13 protein-coding genes are annotated in these 14,978 nt (G+C 62.1%); 7 read left to right on the top strand and 6 right to left on the bottom strand.

Annotated features, from left to right (window positions below):
* The first annotated feature begins 138 nt into the window (after window positions 1-138).
* A complete protein-coding gene (locus CD175_RS09195) occupies window positions 139-528 on the top strand; it encodes a c-type cytochrome (RefSeq protein WP_104448628.1) in 390 nt (129 codons plus the stop codon).
* 101 nt (window positions 529-629) lie between these two features.
* Window positions 630-2,120: an aldehyde dehydrogenase family protein gene (locus CD175_RS09190; protein ID WP_104448627.1), complete on the top strand. Its 1,491-nt coding sequence runs from the start codon at window positions 630-632 to the stop codon at window positions 2,118-2,120.
* 99 nt (window positions 2,121-2,219) lie between these two features.
* Here CD175_RS09190 and CD175_RS09180 read toward each other — a convergent pair whose 3' ends face one another.
* The 4 genes from CD175_RS09180 to CD175_RS09165 all read right to left on the bottom strand — a co-directional run bounded on the left by CD175_RS09180 (window position 2,220) and on the right by CD175_RS09165 (window position 7,167).
* On the bottom strand, window positions 2,220-4,607 hold the full coding sequence (locus CD175_RS09180; protein WP_104448626.1) for a DUF3772 domain-containing protein: 2,388 nt from the start codon (window positions 4,605-4,607) through the stop codon (window positions 2,220-2,222).
* A gap of 106 nt (window positions 4,608-4,713) precedes the next feature.
* The gene (locus tag CD175_RS09175) at window positions 4,714-6,144 is read right to left on the bottom strand and encodes a heavy metal sensor histidine kinase (RefSeq protein ID WP_104448625.1); all 1,431 of its coding nucleotides are present in this window, start codon (window positions 6,142-6,144) and stop codon (window positions 4,714-4,716) included.
* 8 nt (window positions 6,145-6,152) lie between these two features.
* Window positions 6,153-6,824 (bottom strand): heavy metal response regulator transcription factor, encoded by a 672-nt coding sequence (locus tag CD175_RS09170; protein ID WP_007979096.1) that lies wholly within the window; start codon window positions 6,822-6,824, stop codon window positions 6,153-6,155.
* Window positions 6,825-6,909: 85 nt separating this feature from the next.
* A complete protein-coding gene (locus CD175_RS09165; RefSeq protein WP_104448624.1) occupies window positions 6,910-7,167 on the bottom strand; it encodes a DUF2790 domain-containing protein in 258 nt (85 codons plus the stop codon).
* A gap of 360 nt (window positions 7,168-7,527) precedes the next feature.
* Here CD175_RS09165 and CD175_RS09160 point away from each other — a divergent pair, with 360 nt between their 5' ends.
* The 3 genes from CD175_RS09160 to CD175_RS09150 are packed head-to-tail and all read left to right on the top strand — an operon-like array spanning window position 7,528 to window position 10,504.
* Window positions 7,528-8,493, top strand: a complete 966-nt coding sequence (locus CD175_RS09160; RefSeq protein WP_104448623.1) for a Bug family tripartite tricarboxylate transporter substrate binding protein — start codon at window positions 7,528-7,530, stop codon at window positions 8,491-8,493.
* Window position 8,494: 1 nt separating this feature from the next.
* Window positions 8,495-8,980, top strand: a complete 486-nt coding sequence (locus CD175_RS09155; protein ID WP_104448622.1) for a tripartite tricarboxylate transporter TctB family protein — start codon at window positions 8,495-8,497, stop codon at window positions 8,978-8,980.
* Window positions 8,981-8,995: 15 nt separating this feature from the next.
* Complete coding sequence (locus tag CD175_RS09150; protein ID WP_104448621.1) at window positions 8,996-10,504, top strand: tripartite tricarboxylate transporter permease; 1,509 nt, start codon at window positions 8,996-8,998, stop codon at window positions 10,502-10,504.
* A 263-nt stretch (window positions 10,505-10,767) separates the two neighbouring features.
* Here the strand turns inward: CD175_RS09150 and CD175_RS09145 are convergent, their stop codons facing one another.
* On the bottom strand, window positions 10,768-11,655 hold the full coding sequence (locus CD175_RS09145; protein ID WP_104448620.1) for a LysR substrate-binding domain-containing protein: 888 nt from the start codon (window positions 11,653-11,655) through the stop codon (window positions 10,768-10,770).
* A gap of 157 nt (window positions 11,656-11,812) precedes the next feature.
* Here CD175_RS09145 and CD175_RS09140 point away from each other — a divergent pair, with 157 nt between their 5' ends.
* Both CD175_RS09140 and CD175_RS09135 read left to right on the top strand, forming a co-directional pair.
* Window positions 11,813-13,114 (top strand): NAD(P)/FAD-dependent oxidoreductase, encoded by a 1,302-nt coding sequence (locus tag CD175_RS09140; protein ID WP_104448619.1) that lies wholly within the window; start codon window positions 11,813-11,815, stop codon window positions 13,112-13,114.
* A 55-nt stretch (window positions 13,115-13,169) separates the two neighbouring features.
* Complete coding sequence (locus CD175_RS09135) at window positions 13,170-14,258, top strand: polyamine ABC transporter substrate-binding protein (protein ID WP_007974146.1); 1,089 nt, start codon at window positions 13,170-13,172, stop codon at window positions 14,256-14,258.
* A gap of 161 nt (window positions 14,259-14,419) precedes the next feature.
* On the opposite strand, the gene CD175_RS09130 is transcribed toward CD175_RS09135, so the two are convergent.
* Window positions 14,420-14,938 carry a carboxymuconolactone decarboxylase family protein gene (locus tag CD175_RS09130; protein WP_104448618.1) on the bottom strand — a complete coding sequence of 173 codons (519 nt, stop codon included), beginning with the start codon at window positions 14,936-14,938 and terminating at the stop codon, window positions 14,420-14,422.
* Window positions 14,939-14,978 lie beyond the last annotated feature (40 nt).

Below are 14,978 nucleotides of genomic sequence, written 5' to 3'. Positions count from 1 at the left end.
CTGGCACGCAGGGCAAAACCTGCGTGCCGGCGACCACCGACAATCCCCACCAAGCTGCCGAAGCACCCTGGCCTCGGCATTTTTTGGTGTTGGCGTTCGCCTGCTGGCGAGCGCGTGGATTTTCAAGGGCGTTTTCTTATGTTCACTTCGCTGCGTTTGCCCCTCATCGGCTTGCTGTCCTTCACCCTGGTTCAGGCGGTGTCTGCCGCCGAGTGCGCCACGGATACCCCGCGTGGTGCCGAAGTGTTTGCCACTGAATGCAGTGTCTGCCATGCGGTGACCAAGGGTACGACCGGGATGATGGGGCCGAATCTTTTCGGTGTGTACGGGCGCAAGTCCGGCTCGCTGCCGGGCTTCAGCTACTCCCAGGCCATGCGCGACAAAGACGTCAGCTGGCAAGCCGAGAACATCACGCAATTGATCACCCAGCCCCAGGCCTTCGTGCCGGGCACTTACATGCCGTACATGGGCCTGGCGTCCGCCGACGACCGCCAGGCGGTTGCGTGCTTCCTCAAAGAACAACACTGATCAGTCGAATTTGCGCCTGACAACCACCAACCCCTGTAGGAGCTGGCTTGCCAGCGAAGACGGCCTTGAGTCGGCTCCTGCACCTGAATGAAAGGTGATTTATGAGCAACGTTGAAATCCTGCCCCAGGTGGCTGCATTCCTCGAACGTCGTCACGGCTGCTTCATTGACGGCCAGTGGGTGTTTGCCGAAGGCGACAGCATCGCCGTGGTCAACCCGGCCACCGGGCAAACCCTGTGCGAAACCCTGGATGCGCCGCTGGAGATCGTCGAGCGCGCCGTACAGTCGTCGCACAAGGCGTTCAAATCCGGCGTGTGGTCGAGCCTGCGCCCGGCCGACCGAGAGCGCATCCTGCTGAACTTCACCCGCCTGGTCGAAGAACACGCCGAAGAACTGGCCCAGCTGGAAACCCTGAGCCAGGGCAAGTCGATCAACATGGCTCGCGCGCTGGACCTGAACGCCACCGTGGAGTTCATGCGCTACATGTCCGGCTGGGCGACCAAGATCGAAGGGCAGACCTTCGACGTGTCGATACCGCTGCCACCGGGCGCCAAATTCACTGCGTTCACCAAGCGTGAACCGGTGGGCGTGGTGGTAGGCATCGTGCCGTGGAACTTCCCGCTGCTGATCGCCGCCTGGAAGCTGATGCCGGCCCTGGCCACCGGTTGCACCGTCATCATTAAGCCGGCGATGGAAACCCCGCTGACCGCCATGCGCCTGGCCGAACTCGCGCTGGAAGCGGGCATCCCGGCCGGCGTGTTCAACGTGGTTACCGGTGGCGGTGCCTCGGTCGGTGGCGTGCTGACCTCGCATCCACGGGTGAGCAAGGTGTCGTTCACCGGTTCCACCGCCGTGGGCAAGAGCGTCGGCGTGGCGTGCATGGAAAACATGACGCGCTTCTCCCTGGAACTGGGCGGCAAGAACCCGATGATCGTGCTCGCCGATGCCGACATCGAAAAAGCCGTGCAAGGCGCGATCCTCGGTGGCTTGCTGAACAACGGCCAGGTCTGCGCCGCGGCATCGCGCTTCTATGTGCACCGCTCGATCCACGACAAATTCGTCGAGGCCCTGGCCGCCGCCGTCTCGGCGATGCCGATTGGCGCGGGCATGAACGGCGACGCGGCGATCAACCCGCTGGTGTCGCGCAAGCAACAACAAAGCGTGCTCAAGCACATCGAACTGGCCCGCCAGGAAGGTGCGCGGGTGGTGACTGGCGGTGAGTTGCTGCAAGGCGATGGCTTCTTCGTGCAGCCGACCATTCTGGCGGACATCGACCACAGCATGGCCGTGGCCCGCGAAGAAGTGTTCGGCCCGGTGCTGGGCGTGATGCCGTTCGACGACGAAGACGCCGTGATCGAACTGGCCAACGACAACCGCTACGGCCTGGCCGCGAGCCTGTGGACCAACGACCTGGGCAAAGCCATGAACCTGGTGCCACGTATCGAAGCCGGTACGGTGTGGGTCAACGCCCACGTGTTGCTCGACCCGGCAATGCCGTTCGGTGGCGTCAAGCAATCGGGCATGGGCCGCGAGTTCGGTCGCGCGGTGATCGAGGCCTACACCGAGCTCAAGTCGGTGTGCATCGCCCACTGATGAACCTGTAGGAGCTGCCGAAGGCTGCGATCTTCTGCTCTTGTTTTAAAAATCAAAGATCAAAAGATCGCAGCCTTCGGCAGCTCCTACGGATGGGGGTTACGGGGTAGGGGGCGGTTTCGCCAGTTCAATCCCAGCGGCACCCAGCCGCTTGAGAATTTCAAACAGCAACTCGCTCTTGATCGCCCCGACCGTGCGCGGGCTGCCGACGTAGCCGGTGATGGTCAAGGTGATGCCTTCCGGTTTCAACTGGCTGAAGCGCAAGAACGGCGCCGGTTTATCCAGAATGGATTCGTGCTCGGTGTAGCTGTCCATCAGCAGGTTTTGCACCAGTTCCGGATCGATATCCAGCGGGAACATCAGTTCGAGTATCACCACGCCCTGGGCGCTGCCGCCGAGGGTGACGTTGCGCAGGTTCTGCGAAATCAGGTGCGAGTTGGGCACGATCATGATCGAGCGGTCGGCGAGTTGTATTTCCGTGGCCCGCACGTTGATCCGTCGTATGTCGCCTTCGACACCACTGATGCTGATCAGGTCGCCGACCTTCACCGGGCGCTCGGTCAACAAAATCAGGCCGGAGATGAAATTCTTCACGATCTCCTGCAGGCCGAAGCCGATGCCCACTGACAGGGCGCTGACAATCCAGGCCAGGTTGGTCCACTTGATCCCCAGCGACGACAGCGTGAGCAGCACGATCGACGCGTATCCGATGTTGGCGAACAGGGTGCTCAGCGAGGCGCACATGCCCGGGTCCATCTCGGTTTTCGGCAGGAACTCGCCGTCCAGCCAGCGGCGTAGCGTGCGAATCAGGTAGACACCGATCATCAGTGTCAGGAAGGCACGCATCAAGTTGTCCGGGACGATGTTCAGCTTGCGCAGCCCTTCTCCACCGAGAATGGCCGCGGTGCTGGTGACCAGTTGCCCGAACGTCGTACCTATCCCGCCGACAAACAACGCAATGACGCCGATCAGCATCAGGATGGCGCGGCCCGCCCCGGAAAACACAGTGCAGATCTGCTCCAGGCGTGGATTACCGATGCCCAGCAGCTGTTTGATCGCCTTGCCGGTAGGTTGCCTGGGTGAAAAAAGCGATTCGCAGGTGTCCTGGTACACCTGTGTGAGCAGGTAGAACGCGGCGAAGACGATGAAAATCCACACCATTTCATAGGTGATGAACCGGGCCATCGTCACGTAACCGATTACCAGGGCGAACAGGGAAACCACCACGGCAATGCCGGCAAACACATAAATCAGGCCGGCGGACGTGGTGACGCCTTCGGGATTCTCTCCGGCAACGATCAGCGCCCGCCGGGTCTTGCTGACGCGCAACAGCAGCGCGCCGATCACCAGTGCCACGACCAACGCCACGATTCCCCGGCCGAACAACACCACTTCGGCGCTCATGCCGGTAACGTTGCTCATCTGCACCAGTGTCACCAGCACCAGCAGCAGGCTTGCCAGCCGCCTGGGGTAGGGCTCTATCGCCAGCGCCACCGGATCGGCGATATCGGGCAGGCGCCATGAAGGATGTTTGGTCGACAGCAACGCGCGGCTCAATCCGGTGATCATCACGCAGGTATAGGCCAGCTTTTCCAGGTATTGCGCCAGGTCGGCCAGCAGTGGGGTGTAGGGCAGTTGGCGGGTCGCGGCAAAGTGCAGCAACTGCAGGGCGATGCCGGCGCTCAGCACCGTCGCCAGTACCGAGGCCAATGCCAGGGAGCTGCGCCGTAATCGGCCTTCGGGCATTCGATGAATGCACAGCCACGCCAGACCCCGACCGGCGAGTTTTCGCCCCAGGCTCCAGATGACCAGGGCCAGAACCAGCAGGGAGGCCGTGATTGCGCGTTGACCGGGTTGCCAGGCCGCCTGGTGCGTGACATTGAGTTGCTGGACGAGGGCGCTGAAACGTTGGCGGTCATCGAGCGGAAGATCGAACAATGGCGACCAGAACCGCGGGTTCAGGATGCTGTTGGTCTGCTGGGTCACCTCCGCCTCCAGCAGGCTGCGGCGAATACTGGCGATCTGGGTGATCAGCTCGGCGGCACTGACTTTCAGCGCGGCCAGGGTTTTGAGCTGGTTGTCGATCCTGTCTTTTTGCTCGCCGAGGGTGTCTCGTTGGGTGGTAATGGCAGACGTCACCTGGGCGTTCTCGTCGAGCGGCACTGGCCCCAGCACGTTGAGTTGCGCCTGCAACTGCGCCTGTCCAGGCAACAGCGATGTGGAGAGGCGTTCAATATTCTGGATCAGTGCCAGCACCAGGTCCTGTGAGCTTTCCAGCTGGGTGTAGGTGCTGGCCTGGGAAACCTGCTGCTTGAGGCTGTTCAGCTGGTTTTGCAACCCAAGCAATTCGCTGTCGGAAATGCTGATGACCGGGGCGGTGGGGGCGGGAGCAAGGGTGTCGGCCATGGTCGCCGCCGACAGCCATCCCGGGGTCGCCACCAGCAGTGCGAAGGCGACGTAAATCATTGACTTCCATACATTGAACATCGGCGTGCTCGACGGGTTGTTAGTCACTTAGCCAATGAGGTTAGGTCATGACACGCACCCTTGAGCGATGTTTTGTCGAAAGTGTCCGGCCGGTTTCGCGCGGGCGCTACTCATGTTGTTGCCGCGCCGGGAAAAACAGTTCGAAGCAGGTGATGCCGTCGGCACTGCTGACATGGCAGGCGCCGTTGTGCAGTTGCATGATCGTCGCCACGATCGACAGGCCCAGGCCATTGGACTGGGCCGAGCGCTCGCGGGATTCATCGACCCGGTAGAAGCGTTCGAACAGCCGTGGCAGATGCTGCGCCGGGATGGTCTGGCCGTGGTTGCGCACTTGCACCTGGATGCCGTTGGCGGTCGGGTTGGCGTGAATGCACAGCTCGGAATGCGGCGCGCCGTACTTGATGGCGTTGGCGCACAGGTTGGCCAGGGCACGACGCAGCAACATGGGCTCGGCCCAGATCAAGCCGCTGCCGTGGGCATTGATGCAGATGCCAACGTCGGTCGCCGGGCCTTCGAAATAGTCGGCCATGCGTTGCATTTCGTCGGCGGCATCCAGTTCCTGGCGCTGGCGCAAGGCACTGCGCGGATCGGTACGGGCCAGGAACAGCATGTTGTCGAGCATGCGCGCCAGGCGTTCAAGCTCTTCGACATTGGAGGCCAGCAACTGCTGATAGGCGTCGGTGCTGCGGTTCTGCTGCAAGGCCACCTGGGTTTCGCCGAGCAGGTTGTTGATCGGCGTGCGCAGTTCGTGGGCCATGTCGGTCGATACCTGACCCAATTGCACAAAGCCTTTGTCCAGGCGGTCGAGCATGGCGTTGAAGGCGTCGATCATCGGCAGCAGCTCCAGCGGTGCGCCCTGGCTGTCGAGGCGCTCGTTGAGGTTGCCGACGTCGATGCTCTGGGTGTGGCGGGCCAGGCGCCGCACCGGCAACAGGCCGCGATGCACCAGCACATAACCGGACAACGCCAGCAGAATCGCGGCCACGGTGGCGAACAGGTAGACGTTGAGCCGGTAATCGGCGAGCACGGCGGTGCGTTCGGTCATCAGGCGCCCGGTCACCACTTGCAGACTGCCCAGGTCTCCGGAGTCGATGGTCGCCGCCAGGGCGGAAAACGGCACGCCGTTGACGTTGGGCAAATGCTGCACGTCGTCCAGGGTCAGTCGATGATCCATCGCCACCGGGGTCAGCACGGGCATTGTCAGGTTGCCCGGATTGACCACCAGCAACGGCGGTTGCCCAGGGGTGCCGATGGTCAACAAGGCCTCGCGGTTGCCCATCATGTTCTGGAACAGCGCCGGTTTGGCCTTGATCAGGTCCAGGGTGTTGCTGTCGTTGAGGAAGGTGCGCAACTGGTCGATGCGGGTGATCAGGGCAATGTCGTCGCGGCGGACCAGCTCGCGCTCCAGGTCGCGGTACAGCGCGACACCCAGCAGCGCCAGCGAGACAAACGCCAGCAGGGCAAACACCAGCGCCAGGCGCAGGGTCAGGGAGTGGCTGAGACGGGAGGCGGATCGCAGCGGCGTCATGGCATTCATGGGGGCATTCAAGGTTGAGTGTCGAAGCGATAGCCGATGCCGCGCACGCTGTGGATCAGCTTGAGCTGGAACGGATCGTCGATTTTCAGGCGCAGGCGGCGCACCGCGACATCGACGACATTGGTGTCGCTGTCGAAATTCATGTCCCAGACCCGCGAGGCGATCATCGAGCGTGACAGCACTTCACCCTGATGCGTGGCGAACAGGTGCAGCAGTGCAAATTCCTTGTTGGTCAGGGTGATGCGGTTACCGGCGCGGCTGACGCGACGCTTGAGCACGTCGATCTGCAGGTCGTCGACGTGCAGGTGTTCGTCTTCCCGGGTAGGGCCGCGGCGGGTCAGGGTGCGCAGGCGCGCCACCAGTTCGGCGAAGGAAAACGGTTTGATCAGGTAATCGTCGGCGCCCAGTTCGAGGCCTTTGATGCGGTCGGCGATGTCATCCCGGGCGGTGAGGAACAGCACCGGTGTGTCGGCTTCCTTGCGCAGGCGGCGCAGGACTTCCCAGCCATCCATCTTCGGCATCATGACGTCCAGCACGATCACATCGAAGTCGTGTTCCAGGGCCAGGTGCAGGCCATCGACGCCGTCGCGCGCCAGGTTCACGGTGTATCCGAGTTCCTGCAGGCCATTGAGCAGGTAATTGCCGGCCTTGGGTTCGTCTTCGACTACGAGGATGTTCATGGAAAACCTGCCTGGTTCGGTCGGGCTACGGGGGCGCATCAGTGGCGCAAGTGTAGCCCGATCGGCGGTGGTGGCAGGCATCGGGTCAGTTCTCGCCAAGGCAGTTCACACCCTGAACCTGATAGTCCAGTTGATGTTCGCGGCCCTGGTGGTCGAGGTAGTTGAACTGCGCGGGCACGACGCCGCACTTGCCGTTGAGGTCGGTCATGGACAGCACTTTGGCCACTTCCACCGGGACATAGAGGCCGTCCTGGTCGTGGATGACCGGCGAGGTGGACTGGGTGGCGGCAAACGCCGAACCGGTGGCGAGCAGGGCGGCAAAGCCAAGGATCAACAGTTTCATCACAAGTTTCTCTTTTCAGGGTTGAGGTGGCTGCCGGTGGTTGGCCTGGCAGTGAGTTCAGGCTAACGGTGTGATCCGGACAGCTGACCAACAACTCGATTACAAAGTTGTAATGAAACGTCGGAAAGAACACCGAAAACCCTGTGGGAGCGGGCTTGCTCGCGAAGGCGGTGTATCAGCCAGCATCAATGTTGGATGTGATGGCCTCTTCGCGAGCAAGCCCGCTCCCACAGGGGGGGCAGCGCCATAAAACAGATCAACCCGCGGATCCATGGCCTAAGCTTGTTCGCAGGCCCCTGTTCATCGAACACCTCGATGGGCCAGCGGCACCTATAAAAACAATGCAATCAGGAGATGCCCATGTCCGCTTTGATCCGTCGTTTCAGTCGCTGCATGGCCGCCGGTTTGACCGCTGCCGTGCTTGTCGCACCCGCCTTCGCGCTCGATACCGTGAAATTCATGGCCCCGGGCTCGGTGGGCGGTGGTTATGACCAGACTGCCCGTGTGCTGGGCAAGGCCATGGTTGAAGCCAAAACCGCCAAGGCCGTGACCTTCGAGAACAAGGGCGGGGCGGGCGGGACCCTGGGGCTGGCGCAATTTGCCAACAGCACCAAGGGCGATCCGAATGCGTTGCTGGTGGTCGGCGCGATCATGGTCGCGGGCATCGAACAGAACAAGTCGCAGATCAGCCTGAAGGATGTGACGCCCATTGCCCGGTTGTTCACCGAGTACAACGTGATCGCCGTGCGCAAGGAATCGGAATTCAAGACCCTCGATGACCTGATCAAGGCCTTCAAGGCCAACCCGACGAGCATCACTTGGGGCGGCGGTTCCAAGGGCTCGGTGGATCACATCGGCATTGCCGAGCTGGCGGGCAAGCTGGACGTGCCGGTCAACAAGGTGAACTACGTGGCGTTTGGTGGCGGTGGCGAGGTGGTTGCCCAGGCGCTGGGCGGCCAGCTCAAGGTGATCACCGGCGGTTTCGCCGAGCTGGGCCAGTACATCAAGAACGGTCAGTTCCGTGTCCTGGCCATCGGCGCGCCGGAGCGTGTTCCCGGCATTGACGCACCGACCCTCAAGGAGAGCGGCTATGACGTGACGATCGGCAACTGGCGCGGCGTCTACGGTGCGGCGGGCCTCACCCCGGAGCAGCGTAAAGAGGTGATCGACGCGGTCGTGGCCGCCACCAACAGCAAGGTCTGGCAGGACAATCTCCAGACCAACGCCTGGACGCCCAGCGTGTTGACCGGCGATGAGTTCGGCAAATTCGTCGACGAAGAACACGTGCGGTTGCACGCCATGCTGGTCAAGGTCGGGCTGCTTTGAGATGGCCACACTGCGCGCAGTGGTGCCGACGCAATTGGCGGTCGGCCTCGGCCTGATCGCCATCAGCGTCGTCTTGGCGATGGGGGCCTACCGGTTTCCGCCGGAAATGGGTTTTGTCATCCTCCCGGCCTACGTTTACCCCTATGTGGTGGCGGCGTTTCTCGGCGGTGTGGGCCTGTTGCTGAGCTATCAGGCGCTCAGCGGCGGTTTTCGCGAGCTGGATAACGACGACACGGGCACGGTGCCCGGTGGAAAAACCGGCGCCGCCTGGGTGACCGCCGGGCTTGTCGGGGTGGCACTGCTGATCAACCTCATCGGTTTTGTGCTGGCCGCCGGGTTGTTGTTCGCCTGTTCGGCGCGGGGGTTCGGCAGCCGTCATCCGCTGCGGGACCTGGCCATCGGCATTGCCCTGACCCTGCCGATCTACTGGCTGTTCAACGCCGGGCTGGGGGTTTCCCTGCCGTCGCTGATCAACATCTGGCTTTGAAAGGAGATAGACACCGTGGACATTCTTTCAAGCCTGGCAATGGGATTTGCCGCAGCACTGACGCCGATCAACCTGATGTGGGGGTTCATCGGCTGCCTGCTCGGCACCGCTATCGGCGTGTTGCCGGGGATCGGTCCGGCGCTGACGGTGGCCCTGCTGTTGCCGATCACCGCCAAGGTCGACCCTACCGGCGCGCTGATCATGTTCGCCGGTATCTACTACGGTGCGCAGTTCGGCGGGTCCACCACCTCGATCCTGCTCAACACCCCGGGTGAATCGTCTTCCATGGTCACGGCCCTGGAGGGCAACCTGATGGCGCGCAATGGCCGCGCCGGCCCTGCGCTGGCAACGGCGGCGATAGGCTCGTTCGTCGCCGGCACCATCGCCACGGTTTTGCTGACACTGTTTGCGCCGGTTGTGGCCAGGTTGGCGCTGAATTTCGGCCCGACCGAATATTTCGCGATCCTGGTGCTGTCGTTCACCACCGTGTCGGCGGTGCTCGGCGCTTCCATGCTGCGAGGGTTTGCTTCGCTGGGCGTCGGCCTGACCATCGGTTTGATCGGCCTGGACTCGACTTCGGGCATTGCCCGCTACACCCTGGGCGTTCCCGAGCTGGTGGACGGTATCGAGGTGGTGCTGGTGGCGGTCGGCTTGTTCGCCGTGGGCGAGGCCTTGTACAGCTTGCTTTATCAAAAGGAATCGAACGAAGGGCGGCATCGCCTGACCTCGTTGTGGATGACCCGCGCCGACTGGAAGCGCTCGGTGCCCGCGTGGCTTCGGGGCACGCTGATCGGCTTTCCGTTTGGTTCGATTCCGGCCGGCGGTGCGGAGATTCCGACCTTTCTGTCCTATTCCACCGAGCGCAAGCTCAGCAAGTACCCCAAGGAGTTTTCCGCCAACAAGGGCGAGGGTGCTATCGAAGGGGTCGCCGGCCCCGAAGCGGCCAACAATGCCAGCGCGACCGGGTCCCTGGTGCCGCTGCTGACCCTGGGCATCCCGACGTCCGCCACCGCGGCGATCCTTCTGGCCGCGTTCCAGAACTACAACCTGCAACCGGGGCCGATGCTGTTCGAAACCTCCGCCGACCTGGTCTGGACGCTGGTGGCCTCGCTGTACATCGGCAACGTCATCCTGCTGGTGTTGAACCTGCCGCTGGTGGGGCTGTGGGTCAAACTGCTGCAGATCCCCCGGCCGTACCTGAATGCCGGCATCCTGGTATTCGCCACCATCGGCGTGTATGGCATGCGCCACTCATCCTTCGACCTGCTGCTGATGTTGGCGATTGGCTGGGGCGGGGTGCTGATGCGGCGGTTCGACTTCCCCGTCGCCCCGGTGATCGTCGGCATGCTGCTGGGGCCGATGGCCGAGAAGCAATTGCGCAACGCCTTGTCCATCGGCCAGGGCGACTGGACGGTGTTCGTCACGCAACCGATCTCGGCGTTCTTTCTCGCACTGACGCTGCTGGTGTTGGTGGTGCCCCATGTGTTGCATAAGCGCGGGATCAAGTTGCATGAGGATGATTGACTGTAGGAGCGAGCCTGCTCGCGAAGACGGAGTGTCAGAGAAATAATTGTCAACTGACCCGACGCCTTCGCGGGCAAGCCCGCTCCCACAGTAATTTCGGTCGTTCACGAATACGGCGTACACCCACTAACCCTGTGGGAGCGAGCCTGCTCGCGAAGACGGAGTGTCAGCGAAATAAATGTCAACTGACTCGACGCCTTCGCGAGCAGGCTCGCTCCCACAGGGAATTTGGTCGCTCACAGATTTTGCATACAGCCACAGGGTCATGCAGTGGCTTGTGCGGTGAACCACTGCATGACCGGTGCGCACGCCGGATGGGAGGCCGCCGAGGGTTGCAGGCACAACGAGTAAATCCCCCGGGTCTTCAATGGCTCACCAAACGGAATCACCAGTTCGCCGCGTTGAATCGACTCGCCAGCCAGCGTCATGTCGGTCATCGCCACCCCCAGCCCCCGCGCGGCGGCATCGAGTGCCAGTTCGTCGAGGTTGAAGGGGATATGCCGATACTCCTGCAACGCCTTGCTGCCATTGGCTGACAACCATAGCTGCCAGTCATGTTGATCGGAGGAGCGGTGCAGCAACGCGAACCCCGACAGATCTTCCAGCGAAGCCAATGGCCGGGTCGGGGTGCCCAGCCCGGGCGCACACACCGGCACCAGGGCTTCCTCGAACAGCGTCAGGCAATCGGGCGCCGTGGACGGCTCAGGCAGATAGAGAATGTAGGCGTCGCTGTCACTGGCCGGTTCCACGACTTCGGTGGCCACGGTTTCGATTGCCAGGGAGACGTCCGGGTGATGCCGGTAGAAATCGTTCAGTTTGGGCAGCAGCCAGCGAACCGCCAGTGATACGTGCATGCGAATGCGGAACGGACGTTGCTTTGGCGCGAGCCGGTCTTCGAGCGACCTCAATTGCTCGAGGATGGTGCGAGCGCTGGCCAGCACCTGGTCGCCTTCCGGGGTCAGTTGCAGGCTGCGGCTGCTGCGCACGAACAACGCAACACCGAAGTGGCTCTCCAGTTGCTGGATCTGTCGGCTCACGGCGCTTTGGGTCAGGCAGAGCTTTTGCGCCGCCTGGGTGAAGCTGCCTGAGCCGGCGACCTCGACCAGGGCCTGCAAGCCCTGCAATGAAGGCACGTGGCGTAGTTTGTCCATGCGTTTTCAGAATGCCTCGATGATTTAATAACGTTGGTTGTCTGCGTTATCAGCCTTTAGATTCTAGTCATTGACGCCGTTCACGAAAACCATTTATGCGAATCCTGCATAAAGCGTTGATCGAGACGGTTCGCAGAACAAGAACCTGAGGTGACGCATGGAAAATATCTGTGGCTGGATTGCGCAAGCGGGGAGTTCTCCGTTGCGCGATCCGCTCAAAGGCTCGCAGCACGCCGACTGGCTGGTGATCGGCGCCGGCATTACCGGCCTCAGTGCGGCGCACGCCCTAGCGCACATGCACCCCCAGGCACGCATTGTGGTCGTTGACCGTCAGCGCGCTTCGCAGGGGGCATCGGCGCGTAATTCCGGGTTTGTGGTGGCCCACGAACACCCCGTCGCCAGCGAACTGTTGGGCAGCGCCGGGTTCGCCGGTTATCAAGTGGATACGGCGATCGGCCGCGCCGCCGCCGATGAAGTGCGCAAGCAGATCGCCCGGCTGGGCATCGAGTGCGACTTCAGGGAATCGGGCTATTTCTTTGCCGTCAGCGATCCACGCAAGCTGAGCGACGTCGAGGCCAAGTTGCAGACCTTGCGGGCCGTTGGCGCCAGCGCGCAGTTCCTGCAAGGCGAGCAACTGATCGAGAAACTCGGCACCCGCCACTACCGTGCCGGAATCTGGTGCGGCAATGGCAATGCGTTGCTGCAACCGGCCAAGTACGTGAAGGGCCTGCTCGATACCTTGCCGCCGACAGTGACGGTCCATGAGAACAGCGATATTGCAGGTCTTGAGCGCCTCGGCGACGGCCGGATTCGTGCCCGGGGCCAAAACGGCTGCGTTGAAGCCAGGCAGGTGTTGGTCTGCCTGAACGCCTTCATTCCTCGTTCAGGGATCGACGACAGCGGCACCTTCGCCATGGAACTCAGCGCCAGCCTCACGCGGCCGCTCAGCGACCAAGAGTTTCAAGCCCTGGGGGCGCCAGCGTCCTGGGGCGTGCTGTCGACCCGTCCGTTGGGCGCCACGGTGCGCCTGACGCCGGATCGCCGGGTGATGATCCGCAACACCGCGGAATACCGCTCCAGGGATTTGTCATTGAGCGAGTTGTCGACCCGTCGCCAACACCACGTGCTGGGGTTGCAACGACGTTTCCCGATGCTTGGCGAGCAGGACATCGAATACACCTGGACCGGTCATCTCAGCGCTTCGCGCTCCGGGCAACCGTACTTTGCCAAGGTCGAGGAGGGCGTGTTCGCCGTGGCCGGGTGCAACGGTTCCGGCGTGGCGCGGGGCACGTTGTGGGGGCGCTTGCTCGCGGAAATGGCCTCGGGCGGTGATTCACCGCTGCTGCAATCGGTGATCTCGCGGGCACAACCCGGCTGGCTGCCACCCAAGCCGCTGCTCGACATCGGTGCCATGCTGCGTATGCGCGTGGAAACGGTTCGGGCCAGAAGCGAAGTCTGAACAACACGAACTTCACAACAAGAACAACAGCACTTCCCATCGAAGGTGATTCAACATGCGCGTCAATACGCTTTCCCTTGTGGCCCTGATCTCGACCTTTTCCGCCGTCGCCTACGCCGACGAAACGGTCAATATTTCCAACTGGAACGGTTACATCGCCGACGACACCTTGCCCGACTTCACCAAGGCAACCGGGATCAAGGCGACCTACGACATCCACGACAGCAACGAAGTGCTGGAATCGAAACTGATGACCGGCAATACAGGTTATGACGTGGTCAGCCCGTCGAACCACTTCCTGTCGCGCCTGATCAAGGCCGGCGCGATCCAGAAACTCGACAGGAGCCAGTTGCCCAACTGGAAAAACCTCGACCCGGCGCTGATGAAAAAGCTTGAGGTCAACGACCCGGGCAACCAGTATGGCTTCCCTTACATGTGGGGCACGGCGGGCATCGGCTACAACGTCGAGAAGATCAAGGCGATCTTCGGCAATACCGACGTCACCCATTCCTGGAAGCTGTTCTTCGACGAGAACAACATCAAGAAGCTCAGCGAGTGCGGCGTGGCGATCATCGACAACCCGACGCAGATCCTGCCGATCACGCTCAACTACCTGGGGCTGCCGCCTCATAGCCACGAGCCGGCCGACTACAAGAAAGCCGAGCAGGCGCTGCTGAAGATCCGGCCTTACGTCCAGTATTTCCATGCGTCCAAGTACATCAGCGACCTGGCCAACGGCAACGTCTGCGCGGTGATCGGTTTCAACGGCGACATCGTGCAGGCCGCCGCCAGCGCTAGGGAAGCCAAGAACGGGATCGACATTGCCTACTCGATCCCGGACGAAGGTTCCACCTTGTGGCTGGACATGGTGGTCATGCCCAAGAGCGCGCCACACGAGAAGAACGGCTACGCCTACATGAACTACCTGCTGGAGCCGAAGGTGATTGCCAACATCAGCAACAGCATCCACTACGCCAACCCCAACAGCGCGGCGGATGCATTCGTCGACCCGGCGGTGAAGCAGGACCTGGCGATCTACCCACCGAAAACCGTGATGGACAAGCTGTTCACCGTCGAGGACTTGCCCGCGGCCATCGCACGCCTCAGCACGCGCTTGTGGACCAAGCTGAAAACCAATACCTGATCGCTACGTCATGCGCACATCTGTCGCTTGAGCAAAATCACTGTGGGAGCAAGCTTGCTCGCGATGACGGTGTGTCAGTCGACATTATGGATGTCTGACACACCGCTTTCGCGAGCAGGCTCGCTCCCACAGGTTGTTTCGGGCAGGATCGCTGGATCGGTTCAGGCGTCGATGGCCGGGAAGTCGATGTCGGTCAGTGCCGTGTTGTTCAGGTAGTTGGTTAACGTTTGCGAAGCCACATGGGCGATCACTTCGATGATCTTGCCGTCGTCGATACCCGCGTTACGGGCAGCGGCGATCTGCTCGACGCTCAGGTGGCCACGGCTTTCGGTGACCTGGCGGGCGAGGGTGGCAATGGCGTTAAGCTCGCCGTGTCGTGCGCTGAGGATCTCTTGCTTCGACAGTCCGGCCTTACCGGCGAACACCGAGTGAGCCGCCAGGCAGTAGTCGCAGCCGTTGACTTGCGAAGTGGCGAGGAACACCGCTTCCTTTTCCGTGGCGCTCAGGGACGTCTTGCCCAGTGCGGCCGAGTTTTGCAGGTACGAGGCCAGCACGGCCGGTGCGTGGGCCAGGACTTTGAAGACGTTGGGCAGAAAACCGACTTTCTTCTGCACGCCTTCCAGCAGCGGGCGGGTGGTGTCGGTGGCGTTTTCCAGGCTGATCGGGGCAATGCGGGTCATGGTGATACTCCGTGATGTGAGGCGCGGAATGCGCTGGGTA

Source organism: Pseudomonas laurylsulfatiphila, from assembly GCF_002934665.1.
GTDB classification, from domain to species: domain Bacteria; phylum Pseudomonadota; class Gammaproteobacteria; order Pseudomonadales; family Pseudomonadaceae; genus Aquipseudomonas; species Aquipseudomonas laurylsulfatiphila.
Note: the sequence above shows the minus strand (reverse complement) of the source record. Positions and strands in the feature narration are given on the sequence as shown.

Coding starts and splice junctions, on each gene's coding strand:
- CD175_RS09195 (WP_104448628.1), top strand. CDS start 139: ATGTTCACTTCGCTGCGTTTGCCCCTCATCGGCTTGCTGTCCTTCACC.
- CD175_RS09190 (WP_104448627.1), top strand. CDS start 630: ATGAGCAACGTTGAAATCCTGCCCCAGGTGGCTGCATTCCTCGAACGT.
- CD175_RS09180 (WP_104448626.1), bottom strand. CDS start 4,607: ATGTTCAATGTATGGAAGTCAATGATTTACGTCGCCTTCGCACTGCTG.
- CD175_RS09175 (WP_104448625.1), bottom strand. CDS start 6,144: ATGAATGCCATGACGCCGCTGCGATCCGCCTCCCGTCTCAGCCACTCC.
- CD175_RS09170 (WP_007979096.1), bottom strand. CDS start 6,824: ATGAACATCCTCGTAGTCGAAGACGAACCCAAGGCCGGCAATTACCTG.
- CD175_RS09165 (WP_104448624.1), bottom strand. CDS start 7,167: ATGAAACTGTTGATCCTTGGCTTTGCCGCCCTGCTCGCCACCGGTTCG.
- CD175_RS09160 (WP_104448623.1), top strand. CDS start 7,528: ATGTCCGCTTTGATCCGTCGTTTCAGTCGCTGCATGGCCGCCGGTTTG.
- CD175_RS09155 (WP_104448622.1), top strand. CDS start 8,495: ATGGCCACACTGCGCGCAGTGGTGCCGACGCAATTGGCGGTCGGCCTC.
- CD175_RS09145 (WP_104448620.1), bottom strand. CDS start 11,655: ATGGACAAACTACGCCACGTGCCTTCATTGCAGGGCTTGCAGGCCCTG.
- CD175_RS09140 (WP_104448619.1), top strand. CDS start 11,813: ATGGAAAATATCTGTGGCTGGATTGCGCAAGCGGGGAGTTCTCCGTTG.
- CD175_RS09135 (WP_007974146.1), top strand. CDS start 13,170: ATGCGCGTCAATACGCTTTCCCTTGTGGCCCTGATCTCGACCTTTTCC.
- CD175_RS09130 (WP_104448618.1), bottom strand. CDS start 14,938: ATGACCCGCATTGCCCCGATCAGCCTGGAAAACGCCACCGACACCACC.